Source organism: Vibrio sp. 10N.261.51.A4, assembly GCF_041471945.1.
In the GTDB taxonomy this organism is placed as follows: domain Bacteria; phylum Pseudomonadota; class Gammaproteobacteria; order Enterobacterales; family Vibrionaceae; genus Vibrio; species Vibrio crassostreae_C.
The window spans coordinates 1-14,765 of the sequence record NZ_JBFRPJ010000074.1 but is presented as its reverse complement, the minus strand read 5'-3'; the positions used below and the strand labels follow the sequence as shown (position 1 = coordinate 14,765).

Annotated in this window: 11 protein-coding genes and 1 pseudogene; 6 read left to right on the top strand and 6 right to left on the bottom strand. The window is 44.6% G+C overall.

From position 1 onward, the window contains the following. Positions 1-6: 6 nt before the first annotated feature. On the bottom strand, positions 7-954 hold the full coding sequence (locus tag AB4384_RS16525) for an aldose 1-epimerase (protein WP_372129830.1): 948 nt from the start codon (positions 952-954) through the stop codon (positions 7-9). Between the two features lie 64 nt (positions 955-1,018). Here AB4384_RS16525 and AB4384_RS16520 point away from each other — a divergent pair, with 64 nt between their 5' ends. Both AB4384_RS16520 and AB4384_RS16515 read left to right on the top strand, forming a co-directional pair. Then, positions 1,019-4,093: a GH116 family glycosyl hydrolase gene (locus AB4384_RS16520; RefSeq protein ID WP_372129829.1), complete on the top strand. Its 3,075-nt coding sequence runs from the start codon at positions 1,019-1,021 to the stop codon at positions 4,091-4,093. A gap of 96 nt (positions 4,094-4,189) precedes the next feature. Then, entirely contained in the window at positions 4,190-5,203 is a 1,014-nt protein-coding gene (locus AB4384_RS16515) for a LacI family DNA-binding transcriptional regulator (protein WP_372129828.1), read from the top strand. A gap of 196 nt (positions 5,204-5,399) precedes the next feature. Here the strand turns inward: AB4384_RS16515 and AB4384_RS16510 are convergent, their stop codons facing one another. Continuing rightward, positions 5,400-7,028, bottom strand: coding sequence for an ABC transporter ATP-binding protein (locus AB4384_RS16510; protein ID WP_372129827.1), 1,629 nt, complete (start codon positions 7,026-7,028; stop codon positions 5,400-5,402). Positions 7,029-7,040: 12 nt separating this feature from the next. Continuing rightward, positions 7,041-7,535, bottom strand: a complete 495-nt coding sequence (locus tag AB4384_RS16505; RefSeq protein ID WP_017068585.1) for a hypothetical protein — start codon at positions 7,533-7,535, stop codon at positions 7,041-7,043. 240 nt (positions 7,536-7,775) lie between these two features. On the opposite strand from AB4384_RS16505, the gene AB4384_RS16500 reads away from it, so the two are divergent. Next, entirely contained in the window at positions 7,776-10,136 is a 2,361-nt protein-coding gene (locus AB4384_RS16500) for a Lon protease family protein (protein WP_017061577.1), read from the top strand. A gap of 163 nt (positions 10,137-10,299) precedes the next feature. Here AB4384_RS16500 and AB4384_RS16495 read toward each other — a convergent pair whose 3' ends face one another. Beyond that, positions 10,300-11,046: a flagellar brake protein gene (locus tag AB4384_RS16495; protein ID WP_017065025.1), complete on the bottom strand. Its 747-nt coding sequence runs from the start codon at positions 11,044-11,046 to the stop codon at positions 10,300-10,302. A gap of 274 nt (positions 11,047-11,320) precedes the next feature. Here AB4384_RS16495 and AB4384_RS16490 point away from each other — a divergent pair, with 274 nt between their 5' ends. Genes AB4384_RS16490 through AB4384_RS16480 form a run of 3 tightly spaced genes read left to right on the top strand, consistent with a single transcriptional unit; the run spans position 11,321 to position 13,936 of the window. Further along, positions 11,321-11,605 carry a GNAT family N-acetyltransferase gene (locus AB4384_RS16490; protein WP_004732803.1) on the top strand — a complete coding sequence of 95 codons (285 nt, stop codon included), beginning with the start codon at positions 11,321-11,323 and terminating at the stop codon, positions 11,603-11,605. A gap of 11 nt (positions 11,606-11,616) precedes the next feature. Further along, the gene (locus tag AB4384_RS16485; RefSeq protein ID WP_372129826.1) at positions 11,617-12,765 is read left to right on the top strand and encodes a phosphotransferase; all 1,149 of its coding nucleotides are present in this window, start codon (positions 11,617-11,619) and stop codon (positions 12,763-12,765) included. Continuing rightward, the gene (locus AB4384_RS16480) at positions 12,755-13,936 is read left to right on the top strand and encodes an MFS transporter (protein WP_372129825.1); all 1,182 of its coding nucleotides are present in this window, start codon (positions 12,755-12,757) and stop codon (positions 13,934-13,936) included. Before AB4384_RS16485 ends, AB4384_RS16480 begins: the two co-directional genes overlap by 11 nt. 108 nt (positions 13,937-14,044) lie before the next feature. On the opposite strand, the pseudogene AB4384_RS16475 reads toward AB4384_RS16480, so the two are convergent. Further along, positions 14,045-14,587: pseudogene (locus tag AB4384_RS16475) on the bottom strand (EamA family transporter); the annotation flags it as partial. Between the two features lie 34 nt (positions 14,588-14,621). Then, positions 14,622-14,765, bottom strand: a 144-nt coding sequence (locus AB4384_RS16470) for a transposase domain-containing protein (RefSeq protein ID WP_214253394.1), incomplete at its 5' end; no start/stop codon positions are given.

Below are 14,765 nucleotides of genomic sequence, written 5' to 3'. Positions count from 1 at the left end.
GTTTGGTTATTTTGGTTGATAGGTGGCTTGGCATTGCCAAATGAAGGTTTGAGATTGGTTCGGGGCAAGCGTCAGTAGGCCAATCTGGTTATTGAATGCATCAGCAGGGCAAGTCATTGGTTCTATTGCAATACTTTGCTCACTCGTGGGCGTGTATAGCTGAACGAATGGGTAGCTCGCATCTTGTTGATAGTGAATAGCGGCAGACAAATCTGAACGTGTAAACGTAAGTTGATTGGTTGTTTTGGAATCAAATTCGAAGCAGTGATTCAAGCTTTGATTGGTGAATGAATCACCCAAAGACAAACGGTCAAAAGCGCGCTTTTCCCCATTGGGTAGGTCGTTCACATGTATGACTTCGGAACACGGTGACATGGACAGTTCGCATTGTGCCAGTTCCGTACCGAGTGAAAAGTAAGGGTGCCAAGCATCACCGAATGGGAAGGCTGAATCACCAAGGTTAGACACGGTTGTTGAAGAGGTAAGCTTGCCCGTGACGTCGATCGTGAAGGTGACATCAAGGCTGAAAGCAAACGGGAAAGCAGGATGCAAAGACGACGTTTGATACTGAAACGTCACACTGGCTGACTCTTCATTGGCTACGCTGTTTGTGATTGAAAACGGTTGGTTGTAGAGCAGGCCATGTACGGCGTGATCAGACCAAGGAAAGTTAGCTGGGAGTTGATGGTTTTGGTCATCGAAACTGTAACGACCTAAGTTTAAACGGTTTGGAAAAGGGAATAATTTAGCACTGCGGGAAAAGAACGGGTGTTGGTTGATCAGTTCATCATAATTCTGATAACCACAAATAAAAGAGAATGGACTGTTGTTGACAATATATTTATTTATAACAGCGCCAAATCCATTGATTATTTGAAGTTCTATACCATGTTGGTGGTTTATTAATGTGACTGAGTCAATATTTCCAAATTTTTCATTTATAATTTTAAACATGTTGATGTCTCCATTTTAAAAAGATATTAACAAGAAGAAAAAAATATTCAATGGCGGTTTTAAAATGAATAATAAAATTCCATATACAAGCTATTCAGGAAATTCAGAACACCTTTGCAAAAAAGGTGATGCAGTTGAATTTATTCAACCTTGGTACACGCCAATTTCTACTACGCCAGAAAACACTGGCATGGCGGTAGGTGGAATTGGTAACACATTTACACTGACGCCAAATGGTAACACGCCGAACTTCAGTTTTATTCCAGGTATATTTGTTGATTGCTCAGAGCAAGTGGTTAATTTTAATGATTTTTATGCCTCGGTGATGAATGTGCCAACCATCGACACGCTACAAGTCATTGATGAGCAAGAGCTGAGTGTTCACCTAAACTTCTATCCTGCTTTGTTTGATGGTAAGAAGATTGAAAGCTCAGAAATGTCGAATGCGATTAACCACATTCGTGCGGCATTGAAAAATGGTCACTTCTACCAAGATAATAAATCTAACTTTACAAAGTGGAACGTTGAGTTTTCAAATAAGACTCAATTATTGATTGAAGAAGATTCATCGTCGATTATTTGTCAATTATATGTCGCCTTGGATTTCTTTAATGGTTTATTAATTAATGATACAACGAGATTATTATCACTTACTGCGGGTGAAAATAATGATACAGGTAGTGTTAATGGTAGAGATATAGAATATCAAGCTTTATATCCACGGGCTGAATATAAATACAGTAGCTTCGATGATATTAAAATAAAGCGTAAGGTAGTCTCTCCGATCGTTAAAGAGGACAAACGACTGTGTTCTTTGCCGATGCACTGGAATCACTTTGAATTAACCAATGATTCATCGCAAACACGTGTGATTACGCTTGCTCAGCCGCTACAAAACTTGATTGGCTCAACCTATCAAAAAGGTCGTGATGGCATTCAAGATTCGGCGTGTACCTTGTCTCAAAACCCAATTGCTCAGCAGCATCAAACGGTTAACTTAAAGGGTGAAAGTCGCAGCTTTACTGGCGTTCAACTGACCAGCCAATCGCCTTATCAAAGCGATATTGAAGGTGAAGTGGTGTTTGGTGTTCAAGCGGATAATCAACTGACAGAATCTGGCAAGGTTTCGATTTCTGTCAAGCCAACGCTTTACACCTCTAAGACAGCGGAACAAACAGAGTTCGCACTGAAAACAGGCCGTACCAACGCGGAATTTCAAACAGGAATTTACACAGGGCGTGAAGCGTTGAGCGCATTGGTTGTGGTTCAGGTTGAGTTAGAACCTGGAGAGTCTGTTGATCTGCGTTTTGCTCAGGTGATGGCTCACAGCAAAGTCATGCTTAATGGCTGGCATTCGGACAAGGCTTATACGCAATTCTACCCTCAAACGCAACCGGCTCTGCCTATGTTAGAAGACATGTTGCCTGAGCTAGAAGCGATTGAACAACAGATCGTCGCGCAACAAACTGCCTTCTTAGAGCAAGCTCAACGCAAAATATCACAGCCTGAATCGGCACTGCGCTATGCGACGATGGCGATGAATTCATTGTCCTTCCTAGCTGAATCAACGGTATGGGACAAAGAAGATAAGTTCTTGGTGAAAGAGTGTGTCGACTACCCGTTCTTTAACTCTCTGGATGTGTATTTCTACGGCTCATTCTCTCTGCTTTACTTGCTGCCAGAGCTTGATGGCTGTGTGATGAAAGAGTTCTCGAAAGCCATTTTGGCCGAAGACTTTACCGAGCGCCGATACTGGGAATACGAAGCGACGCCTAATGCAGAATTGATTGATGACAAGTACCAAGGCGTACGTGCCATTCGAGGCGCGGTAATCCACGACTTGGGCAGCCCATTCGACATCCAGCCTGATGCTTACAGCTGGCACAACGTGAAAGAGTGGAAGGACTTGGCGCCGAAATACATTTTGATGGTGTACCGCCACTATCAAAAGACACAAGATATTTCTGTGGTTGAAGAGTGCTGGCAGGCTGTCACTGAGAGCATCGATTTCTTATCGAACTTGATTGCTGAGGGTGACGATTTACCACTAACCCGTGGCACAGACGATACCTTTGATAACCTCGCGTCTCACGGCATCTCTATTTACTGTGCGAGCCTGTGGGTTGCTGGCCTACAAGCAGCAAGCGAGCTTGCACAATTGATGGGCGAAAGCGAACTAGCTAGCGGTTACTTAACGCGTTCGAAAAAGGCGTTAGCAACAGTTGAGCAAAGCTTGTGGGATGACAAAGAGGGTTACTACCACTTCTTCGTCACGCCCGTTCAAGCTAAGCATCTAACGGGCGAAGGCTATCAAGCTTTGGAAACTCTCGGGCTGACTTTAACGGGTGATGCGATTGTTGACAAGAATACGCTCAATGCTTATCTCAATGAGACCGATACCTCCATTAACATTAATAAGGTATCTCAAAGAGCCTCTAAGAAACGCTTATTGAGTGAGACAGCACCTCAAGCTTTCACGCAAGAATATCTAGAGTTGGTGTCTGATTCAGACAATAGCTTTGGTGATGCACTGCTTGCAGACAGCTATCTCAAACTGATTGGCCTAGAGGGTATTTTCCCGCAACAGCGCATTCAGCGTGCATTGGACTATGTTTATAAACATAACTTCGAGATTAACAGCCCTAAACTTGGGATAGCGAACATGACGCTCGCGGATGGTTCACCACATGAGGCTTTTCAGGCGCAAGACGTGTGGATTGGTGTGCAGTTTAGTGTCGCTACAGCGTTGAGCCTAGCGGGCAAGTCTCAGCAAGCGGAAACATTGATGGATACTGTGTACACCGCGCTGTATGACTATTCAAAGATTCCATTTGCAGCGCCAGAAGGGTTCAATTGCTCTGTGTCTGTCAATGAGAAATATCTTATAGAAGCCTTTAAATTGACGCAAAATGATGCGAAAAACTGGCTAAGTGTACTTAAATGTCAAAACTGTGTGCTGTCTGACGGTCGGATCAATCCAACATTGACGAAAGATACTGATAATTTTGTTAAAATGGTGAGCGGTGAAATTCCGTTAGAAAAGCTGGCAGGCTTACACAAATGGTTACTGAGTACTGGCTTGAAATATACGGCTGGTCGTTACTTTAGACCGGGGATGATCTTCGCCTACTTGTATTAACTTAATGACACGATTTTCAGCTAAAGCAGTGGTATGCAGGTTGAAACTGATGGGGAGCTTAAAGCTCCCCGAATGTCACTTGATTAGGGGTTCGAGATGCGCACTAAAACAAAAAAAACAACAGTATACGATGTAGCAAAACTGGCTGGTGTTTCTCCCAGCACAGTTTCTCGTTTTCTTAATCGAACCACTTATGTGTCGGATGATAAAAGCCAGAACATCGAGCAAGCGATTAAAGACACTGGCTACAAACCTAATTTTCAAATGCAAGAAAACACCAACCGACGTTCACTCACCATTGGTGTGTTGGTGCAACACCCTGACAGCCCTTATACCAGCCGTATTCTCAATGACATGGAGAAAACCCTGATAGCTCAAGGCTATTCGTTAGTGATAGCAACCGGGCATTGGCAAAAAAAGCTCGAGATACACGCCTTAGAGTATCTGGCTAAGAGCAATGTCGATGGAATGATCATCGTAACAGGCAGCATCACCAAAGAGGATATTGCCAAGTACGCGCAAGACATCCCGATTGTCGCGGTCGGTTATGATTTCGCTGAAGACAACGTTCGTTCAATCAATATCGATAATGTGCTAGGCGGTTACATGGCGACGCTTCACTTATTACAACAAGGGCATGTGAACATCGCCCATATCAAAGGGCTTTCGAGTCAACCAGATGCGGGTAATCGTTTTGAAGGCTATAAGAAAGCGCTGCAAGAGGCGGGCATTAAGGTGATGCCAAAGCTCGTCAAGCAAGGGGATTTCAGTAGTGAAACTGGCTATGAGAAAACCGTGGAATTAATTGAATCTAAGATTCACTTCTCAGCCCTGTTTGCTGCCAATGATCAAACGGCTTACGGCGCGATTAAGGCGCTCCATGATCACGGCTACAAAGTGCCAGAAGATGTGTCAGTGATTGGGTTTGATGACTTGCCAACGTCTAAGTATTTCACACCTGCGTTAACAACATTAAGGCAGCCAATTGAAGAGATTGGAGAGGTGTGTGCTCAGTCGATTTTGAACTTACTTTCAGGTGAGAGGCATGAAGCACGACTACCACCGATAGATTTAATCGTCAGAGAGTCGACCAAGTCTCTGTATCGTTAGTTGTGAAATGATTGAATCATAGGGAGTTACAGTCAAAGACACATTATTTCCCTTCAGAAACGAAAAATGTCGCATCCATGCGACATTTCTCTTTTGGCGGCCAAACCAGTTTTGCTATATCCATTCTAGATTTCAATCCATTAGGAGATTATTCAGAATGTACTCATAAGACGCTGTTAATGTTGATTAGTTCCCTCTACGCCGCATTTTTTTTCGATTTATTTTCTAAGTCGAATGACGCTGCGATCAGTTTCTTGGTGTAGTCGTTTTTCGGCGCATTGAAAATCTTTTCGGCAGACCCTTCTTCCATCACTTCGCCCTTCTGCATCACCAGCACTCGATCCGACAGAGCTTTCACTACCGAGAGATCGTGGCTGATGAATAGGAAGCCGATATTGTGCTTAGCTTGAATGTCTTTCAGTAGGTCGATCACGGTCAGTTGTACTGAGCGATCGAGTGCTGAAGTCGGTTCATCCAGTAAAATGAAAGAAGGTTCAAGAATCAGCGCGCGAGCAATCGCGATACGTTGTCTTTGTCCGCCAGAGAACTCATGCGGATAACGGTTTATTGAATTTGGCTCTAAGCGAACTTCAATCAATGCTTTGCGCGCTCTTTCTAAACGTTCTTGCTTGGATAGATGAGGTTGATGCACCGTTAAGCCTTCGGTGATGATTTCCCCAACTGTCATGCGTGGTGATAAAGAACCATAAGGATCTTGGAACACCATTTGGACATCTTTCTTGAGCTTGTGACGCTCTTTATCATTTAATAAGCTAACGTTTTGGCCTTTGTAAACAATACGTCCGGTACTTGGCAGCAAGCCGATTAATGCACGTCCAAGGGTCGATTTACCTGACCCTGATTCACCCACAATGCCTAGCGTTTCGCCTTGTTTAAGATTCAACGAAATGCCTTTTACGGCTTCGAAGTACTGACTTTTACTCTTGATGAAATGTGATTTAACCAAGAACTGAACTCGGATGTCGTCAGCAGACAATAGCTCTGGGGCTGACGCCTCAACAGGAACCTTAGCGCCTTTAGGAATCGAGTTAATTAGCATGCGTGTGTAATCGTGCTTAGGGTTATCGAACAGCTCTTGTGTTTGCCCTTCTTCAACCAACTCCCCTTTACACATGACGAGTACACGGTCGGCAAAGTGTTTCACGACGCCTAGGTCATGGGTGATGAACAAAATCGCCATGCCCATTTTGCCTTGAATCTCTTTGATAAGAGAAAGCACTTCCGCCTGAACAGTCACATCCAATGCTGTGGTGGGTTCGTCGGCAATCAGAATGTCTGGTTCATTGATCAGCGCCATTGCGATCATGATGCGCTGTAACTGACCACCCGAAAATTCATGCGGATACTTGGTGTAAGCCTGATCAGGCATTGGTAAATGCACAAGATTGAAGAGCTCTAGCACACGCTGTTTTGCTTTTGATTTCGATACATTGCGGTGACACATAATGGCTTCAGCCACTTGTGTGCCCACGCGCAGGTATGGGTTGAGAGAGGTCATCGGTTCCTGAAAGATCATGCCGATTCTGTCGCCACGAATCGACTGCATTTCACGCTCTGATTTTTCGAGAACAGACTCGCCTTCAAACTCAATTTGAGACTGCGGATCAATAATGGCGTTGTCTGGAAGTAGACGCATCAGTGCGTTGGAAGAGACAGATTTACCAGAACCTGATTCACCAACAATGGCCAAGGTTTCGCTGGATTTAAGGGTAAAGTTAACCTTTTTCACCGCATCAACGATTCCATCGTTGGTTTTGAAGCTAACGGAGAGGTTATTGACTTTAAGAAGAGCCCGGTCCGACATGATATATCCTTATCAATTTAAGACATTAGGTGAAGATTGAACTTCTGACGTTGTTTTAAGTTGCCCAAAATGGTGATGAGCACGTTGAATTTGTTCTAGTTCGAGCATCCAATGCGAACTGCGCTGAGCGCTGCAAAAAGCGATCAGGTGATTGAGCAAACCTTCGCTCTGCTTTTCCAATAATCCAAAGGTACGTTGAATCAGCTCAGTGTTCTCCAGAGAGATAAATTGCATCAGAGCGTAAGATTGATTCAAGGTATCGAAGGCTTGTTGGTGCTGACCTAATCGGTTGAGTATCTCTGATTGAGCGACGCTCGCGTCTCTTAACCCGGCAAGCAAGCAGGCAAATTGGCAAGGCTTGATATCGCTTTGGTATGCTGCATCTTGGATGTGATGAGGAAGTGAGGTTAGAACATCACCATAAAGGCGTTGTGCTTCTGGCCAGTGACCTTGTTCCATTAACTGTTCAGCTTTTAGGTAGTGCATCCAGCATCGTTCAATTTCCATATCCACATCCTCAATTTATAATATCAGAAAATGTTAATGATATTTATTATCAAATGCAAATTAAAATCATTGACATGTTAAGTTGGCAAATAAAATGGCCGGTTATTCTTAAAAATGGCTCAAATTGTGCGTTATTTGCTCAGTTGAACAGCGATGTTGCGTAAGTCACTAAATTTATAGGAAATTACATCTACACTGATTTTATCTACACCCAAGTAATGAAGGACTAAGGAGGCGGCGATGGCGATGCAAAGACTCAATACAGAACAGCTGTATCAGGTAGCGGATTTAGACAAGCTACCATGTAAGTCGACCAAAGAACTGGCTCCAATTGACGAAATCGTCGGGCAGGAACGGGCACAAAAAGCCGTTGAGTTCGCGATGTCAATCAAGGAAAAGGGTTACAACATTTATGCGATAGGGCGAAATGGTCTGGGTAAACGCACCATGATCTTGCGCTATCTGAACCGTCACCCTCAAGAAGTGCAGGAGCTTTTTGATTGGTGTTATATCGCGAACTTTGAAGATATTCGTACACCTAAGGTACTGAAATTACCTCGTGGCGTTGGCAGCAGCTTAAAGCAAGATATTGAAAAGCTAATGCGTAAATTGCTGAAAGGTATGCCTCTAGCGTTTGATAACGAGATGTACTTTAGCCGTGCTGATAGGCTTAAAAACCAATTAGCAGCTAAGCAACAAGCCGCGTTAGAAAGCATTAGCCAAGAAGCGAAAGACAAGGGCATTAACCTGACGATCACCACTCAGGGTGATTACCAGTTTGTGGCCATGAATGGGGATGATCTTCATACCGAAGAGAGCTTCGATCTGCTTTCGCCAGAAGAGCAAGACCAGTTCGATAAAACCATTGATGGATTGGAAGTCGGTCTGCGAACCATTTCTCGTGAGTTGACGGAACTTGAAGAAACGTACACTGAGAAAATTCAAAAACTGAATGATGATACGGCGCGAGACGTGATCACGCACTTCATCAAGCAATTGAAGAAGGATTACAGCCAATATCCAGACATTAAAAAGTACCTAACGGCACTGCGTAAAGACATTGTCGACAACGCTGACATCTTCTTAGAAGAGAGCACTGAGCAAGCAGAAGTTGCAACCGCTTCTTTGGATAAGAAAATGCCGCGTCGCTACAAGGTTAACGTGATTGTGAGCCAAAAGGAGGAGACTCTGCCGATCGTGGTGGAAGAGAATCCAAATTATCACTCTCTGTTTGGCTATGTAGAAACGGCAACGTTCAAGGGCACTGTCTTTACAGACTTCTCATTGATTCGTGCAGGTAGCTTACACAGAGCCAACGGTGGCGTATTACTGATGGATGCGGTGAAGGTACTTGAGCAGCCGTACGTTTGGGAAGGCTTGAAACGAGCACTGCGTTCACGTCAATTGAGCTTCACTTCATTAGAAAAAGAGGTGACCTTAACGGGGGCGGTATCGCTTGATCCAGAACCGATTCCATTGGATGTTAAGATCATCCTGTTTGGCGATTACCGAACTTACCAACTGCTGCAACACTACGATGCAGAGTTTGGTGAACTGTTCCGTGTAACGGCCGATTTTGAAGATGAGATGAAGCGTACTCCCGATTCTGAAATGCATTACGCGCGCTTTATTTCGAGCATCGTGCACGACAACAACATGCTGCATTGTGACCGTAAAGCGATCGCTCGCATCATTGAGCACAGCTCTCGTCAGGCGGGTGACCAAGGTAAATTGTCTCTGCACTCTGCTCACATTGCTAATCTGCTTCGTGAATCAAACTACGTGGCGAGAGGCTCAAAATCGAACCTGATTCGTGCAACGCACGTCGACCAAGCGTTATCTAACCAACAGATGCGTGTCGGACGACTGCAAGACAGCGTGATGGAAACCTTCACTAACGGCACAACGCTAATCCATGTTGATGGTCAAGCGGTTGGGCAAGTGAATGCGCTGTCTGTACTCAGCACGACGGATCATATGTTTGGCGCGCCGAACCGAATCACGGCAACCACCGCTTACGGTGATGGTGAAGTGATTGATATTGAAAGAAACGTAGACCTAGGTGGCAGTATTCACTCAAAAGGCGTGATGATCTTGTCGGCTTACCTTTCTTCCGTATTTGGTAAGACAGCCAAAGTCCCGCTCACCACTAACATCACCTTCGAGCAATCGTATGGTGGCGTCGATGGTGACAGTGCGAGTATGGCCGAGTTCTGTGCGGTGGTGTCAGCGTTCTCTAAGCAACCAAACCGTCAAGATATCGCAATTACAGGCTCGATGAACCAGTTTGGTGAGTCTCAGCCAATTGGTGGTGTGAACGAGAAAATTGAAGGTTTCTTTGATGTGTGTGAAATCAAAGGGCGTTCAAACGAACAAGGGGTGATCATCCCGCGTTCAAATGTTCACAACCTGATGCTGCGTAGCGATATCGTGAAAGCGGTTGAAAAGGGCGAGTTTAATATCTGGGCGATTGACCATGTAACAGAGGCGATTGAGCTGTTCACAGGCAAAGCCGCTGGTGAAGCAAGTGATGAGGGTAGCTATCCAATTGATACTATCTTTGGTATCGCCCAAGCTAAACTGAACGCACTGCGCAAATAGTTTGAATATCTAGATAGCTAAACAAATAAACAAACAGCCAAAACGCAAAAGCCATCGATTCTAGAGTCGATGGCTTTTTTGTTGGTTGAGGTTTAGTTTGCCAGTGAACTAATTGTAGTTGGTCAGCTTGCTGTATTCGGTGAAAGTCGCGTGTTAAAAGGCGTTACCCATTTCGTAAGCAAAGCTTGGTGCCATCGAACTTCAGTTTTGCCAACAAGTGTTTGGCGTTAGCTCGGCCAATATCATCAAATTCGACACCGTATCGAGCGTAGTGTGTCGATTTCTGTAGATTGCAGACGATGCCGCGCAATGGCGGAATCAGTGGTCCGTTGTAGTTCTCAGGGGTTATCTCAATAGACACGCGATCGGCAATCTGAATAGCACGAGAGGTTGGTGAGGTAACGAAACGACAACCACTTTTCGATAAGTCTCTTATCTCACAGTTTGCTCGCTGGTCGTTGAAGATGATTCTTGAAGCCAGATTCACTTCATAGCGTGTTTCTTTACGTAGCTGTGTCACTTGCATCGTGCTTGGTGTAGACAGCACTAGAATAGGGAAGGGTTCACCAATCTTATGGTGAATTTGGCTTCTAAAGTGGATAAGCGCGCCTTCACCTCGTAGAGAATACGCACGAGCGGTCATCCAAAAACCTTCTTGAAAGAAAAAGTTCAGATCTTCATTGGATACCTCGGGAACCTCAACCACAATACAGTTATCACTGTGCGTTCCGATAAACTTGGTGGTGGCGAGAAACTTCGTGCCAACGGGAGTCGAGACATTTAATGTCAGCTCACTGCCGTGCTCAATCATGGCCAGTGCATCAGTGCTATTGATAGTGGAAACGGTGCGATTACGAGGGTCTTGAAGTGCCTGATTATGCTCCAAAGGCTTCTTCAGGGGTGCGTTCATTATATGTTCTCCATGCGCCAACATGCGTCTGTTAGTTATACTGGTAACTTGCTAACAAGGGGTTATTACGTGCTAGATTTAGTGGACGTACTCACATAGATTTATAGAGTGCCTTTTATCATTGCTGATTTTATATTAAGCCGATTGCACTGAATTATTTGCTGTGTTTGTAAGTACTTAGTTTTATTTATATGCACTTGCGCTAGTCTATTACAAGGAACTCATACTTCAAACTTTTATTGTTTGTCGTATCAATTATTTGCAGGAGTTGAGAATGCAGGCAGTAAAATGGGATCAAGAAGTGAACCAGATCACGGTAGAGTTAGAACCCAACCAGTTCGCGGTCGTTAAGTATCAAAAGGACGGAGATGTACTACATATCACGTCGACACGCATTCCTGATGAACTGCAAGGCAAGGGCTTTGGGAAGGTGATGATGGAATCGGTATTGCCTGAAATTGAACAAGCGGGCTTCAAAATTGTGCCGGTTTGTAGCTATGTGGTTCACTACATGAATAGGCAGCCACAGTGGTCACACCTTCTATCCGATAAAGCATAACAACGAGTAATATGTCTCAATCAATATCGTCGAATAATCGAGCTCAACCTGAAGCGGGTTCAAGTCAAAATCAGCCAGAGCTTTATCAACAAGAGTTTTATCAAAATGAGCTTTATCAAAAAATAGCGACCTCGCTGGGTTGTCATGAAGGGTTTGATGTCCAAGTGATTCAACGCCTATGGGGTGGATATGGCGAGTTAGTTCGCTTAGTCTTTTCTCAAGAAAGCAGTGCGGAACTCAAGAGTGTGATTGTTAAACATGTCGCGTTGCCAGATAAAGCTGAACACCCAAAGGGTTGGAATACCAAACTCTCTCACCAACGAAAGGTACACTCTTACCAAGTGGAAACAGCTTGGTATCAGTCATTCACCCAACAATGGGACGAGCGCTGCCCTGTACCTGTTGGGCTGCAATGTGAACTAGAAGAGAATGAGTGGCTGATAGTGATGCAAGACTTAGCGGATATAGGTTTTCCGTTAACCTCTCAGTTTGATGTACTTGCAGCTTCTGACTATCAGGTATCTAGTTACACACGAGAAGAGCAAAAACAACGTAATGCTTGCCTTAAATGGCTCGCTAACTTTCACGTAAAGCACATCAATATCAATCAAGAGCAGTTGTCATCATTGTGGCAAGTCGGTACTTATTGGCATCTAGATACACGTCCTGATGAGCTCAATGCCTTGGCTGATTTACCATTGAAGAACCAAGCCAAGCACATCGACCGTTTACTAAAAGAATGTCCATATCAAACCTTGGTACATGGCGATGCCAAGCTCGCCAATTTTTGTTTTGATTCTGAAAGCGAGCGAGCAGCTGCGGTCGATTTCCAATATGTGGGTTACGGCTGTGCGATGAAAGACGTCGCCTTGTTCATGAGCAGCGCGATTAGGCCACAAGATTGCGCAGAGCTTGAATCAGAAGTACTAGATGCTTACTTCCACTACTTGAAAGAGGCATTGGTGTACTATCAGCCACACCTTTCATTTGATGAGGTAGAAGCAGCATGGCGACCAATGTTTTACGTGGCGTGGGCCGATTTCCAACGTTTCGTAAAAGGCTGGAGCCCAGAGCATTGGAAGATTAACCCTTATACTGAGCAGTTGACCTTACGAGTGCTCACTCAATTAGACGAACAGGAGTCCGTCAATGTTCGATAGAACCGCGAGCTGGAAAACGCCGCAAAACTTTTTATTACTGATTTCGATTGTTGTACCGATCGCGTTTTCGAGCTGGATGGCTTTACTTAATAACTTCGTGATTGAGAAGGCGAACTTTGATGGTGCGGATATTGGCTTGCTGCAAAGTGTGCGTGAGATCCCGGGTTTCTTAGCATTTACCGTAGTGTTTGTGTTGGCATTCATTCGTGAGCAACGCTTCATGTTGATATCGCTGGCGATGCTCACTGTAGGCACCGCGATTACGGGTCTGTTCCCCTCACTCACTGGATTGTTGCTGACTACCATTTTAATGTCGACGGGCTTTCACTATTTTGAAACGCTGAAGCAGTCTTTGTCACTGCAATGGTTGAGTAAAGAAGAAGCGCCAGAGATGCTAGGTAAGATGATCTCAGTCGGCGCACTGGCATCCTTAATCACTTACGGATCTATCTGGGTGATGCTAGAACAGCTGAAGCTCGACTTTGCTTGGGTGTACGGTATTACTGGCGGTATTGGTTTTATTCTGATATTGGTGATGACCTTTGGTTTCCCTGAATTTCAAACCAAGACGCCACAGAATAAGAAGTTGGTGCTGCGAAAGCGTTACTGGCTCTACTACGCGCTAACGTTTATGAGCGGTGCGAGAAGACAAATCTTCACTGTGTTTGCAGGCTTCTTGATGGTAGAGAAGTTTGGTTACTCGGCTGCCGACGTCACATTGTTGTTCTTGGTTAATTACCTATTTAACTTCTTGTTTGCGAAGCGCATTGGTCGATTTATCGGTGTGGTTGGCGAGCGTAAAGCGTTGATCTTCGAGTATGTTGGCTTGATTGGTGTGTTTGTCGGTTATGGTTTGGTGCAAAGCGCGGAATGGGCGGCGGCACTTTACGTGATCGATCACCTGTTCTTTGCATTGGCGCTGGCGATCAAAACTTACTTCCAGAAAATCGCAGACCCGGCAGACATGGCATCAACTGCTGGTGTCTCTTTCACCATCAATCATATTGCAGCGGTCGTTATTCCAGTGGTGTTTGGTGTGATTTGGTTGTCTTCTCCTGCAACGGTTTTCTATATTGGTGCAGTGATGGCCGTGGTTTCTCTAGCGCTATCTTTAAACATTCCGAAGAAACCTGAAGAGGGCAACGAAGTGCGAATGTTTAGCTGGCGCTAATGTTGGTCTCGATATTATGAAATAAGCAAAAAGCTCCAATAGTGATATTGGAGCTTTTTGTTTATGTGGGATATGTATATCTAATCCGCAAAATAGGTTTCACGCGGATCAGTTTCTTACGGTTTTTAATTCGGTACGCAGCTTGAAGATTCCCTTTGGTGCTTTGGTTAGCAGGATGCCGCAAAGTAGAGGAATCATCATTACAAGTGACTGTTCAGATAGAACCTCACCATTGATGTAACAAGAGATCAGTAGTGCAACCACAGGGAAAATTAGGAAGCAGATAGATGCTTGGAAAGGTGTCGAAACCTGACCTAATTTAAAGTAAGCAACAATGCCGCCAACACTCGCCACAAAGCCTAGGTAAACCACAGCAGAGATTGAATCCCAAGTGAAAGATTCAATATTCACGTTTTCACCTATAGCTGAAACAGCGAACAAGAATAGAGCTGCAATTAGGCTCGGTACGGCGTTGTAGGTTAGTACTTCAATGCCTTTGCAGTGCTTTTGAACCAGCACATACATCACTGCGTGAATCGCAACAGCAAGGCCTAAGCAAACCGTGCCAATTAGGTAGTCATCGCCACCCATCTGCATTTCATTACCAAGGATTAGACATAGGCTCACAACAGCAGCGATCAACCCGAATATCGTATCCGCCCCATGAACCTACAGGGCGATATTACTAGTGTTTGAAGTTCCAAGGCAGGAGTGCATCGATATCGGGCTCTGCTTTTGCTAGCTCTTTCATGCACTTGACCATATAGTCATAGAGGATAAGGCCGTTGGCTTTTGCAGTCTCGACGATACTGTAAAGCATCGCGCTCGC

Bases quoted from the DNA above. Each gene is read 5' to 3' on its own strand.
- AB4384_RS16525 (WP_372129830.1), bottom strand. From the start codon at position 954: ATGTTTAAAATTATAAATGAAAAATTTGGAAATATTGACTCAGTCACA.
- AB4384_RS16520 (WP_372129829.1), top strand. From the start codon at position 1,019: ATGAATAATAAAATTCCATATACAAGCTATTCAGGAAATTCAGAACAC.
- AB4384_RS16515 (WP_372129828.1), top strand. From the start codon at position 4,190: ATGCGCACTAAAACAAAAAAAACAACAGTATACGATGTAGCAAAACTG.
- AB4384_RS16510 (WP_372129827.1), bottom strand. From the start codon at position 7,028: ATGTCGGACCGGGCTCTTCTTAAAGTCAATAACCTCTCCGTTAGCTTC.
- AB4384_RS16505 (WP_017068585.1), bottom strand. From the start codon at position 7,535: ATGGAAATTGAACGATGCTGGATGCACTACCTAAAAGCTGAACAGTTA.
- AB4384_RS16500 (WP_017061577.1), top strand. From the start codon at position 7,776: ATGGCGATGCAAAGACTCAATACAGAACAGCTGTATCAGGTAGCGGAT.
- AB4384_RS16495 (WP_017065025.1), bottom strand. From the start codon at position 11,046: ATGAACGCACCCCTGAAGAAGCCTTTGGAGCATAATCAGGCACTTCAA.
- AB4384_RS16490 (WP_004732803.1), top strand. From the start codon at position 11,321: ATGCAGGCAGTAAAATGGGATCAAGAAGTGAACCAGATCACGGTAGAG.
- AB4384_RS16485 (WP_372129826.1), top strand. From the start codon at position 11,617: ATGTCTCAATCAATATCGTCGAATAATCGAGCTCAACCTGAAGCGGGT.
- AB4384_RS16480 (WP_372129825.1), top strand. From the start codon at position 12,755: ATGTTCGATAGAACCGCGAGCTGGAAAACGCCGCAAAACTTTTTATTA.